Source organism: Rahnella sp. PAMC25617, from assembly GCF_050606005.1.
GTDB classification, from domain to species: Bacteria; Pseudomonadota; Gammaproteobacteria; order Enterobacterales; family Enterobacteriaceae; genus Rahnella; species Rahnella variigena.
Window position 1 is genome coordinate 1 of sequence record NZ_JBOCUM010000129.1, and the last position, 230, is coordinate 230.

Consider the following 230-nt stretch of genomic DNA (forward strand, 5'->3'; position numbering starts at 1 on the left):
AGGACCCTCACTATGCTGTCATGGCGAAACGGTGGACGAAATCGCAGGCTGTCTTGTTAGGTGTCGCCATTCCAACAGGCACGATTGCTGGTACCCAGCTCGCTCTTCTATGGCCAGGTTTTATGGAGGTCATCGGAAAGGTCATGTCACTGCCATTTCAGATTGAAATTTATGCGTTCTTTATTGAAGCATTATTTATGTCTATTTATGTGTACGCAGCGGATCGCCTA

The 230-nt window shown here is 47.0% G+C and carries 1 protein-coding gene; it reads left to right on the plus strand.

The annotated features are described in order from the left end of the window. On the plus strand, positions 1 to 230 hold a 230-nt coding region (locus ACM615_RS24025), incomplete at both ends, for a cytochrome ubiquinol oxidase subunit I (protein ID WP_431012650.1).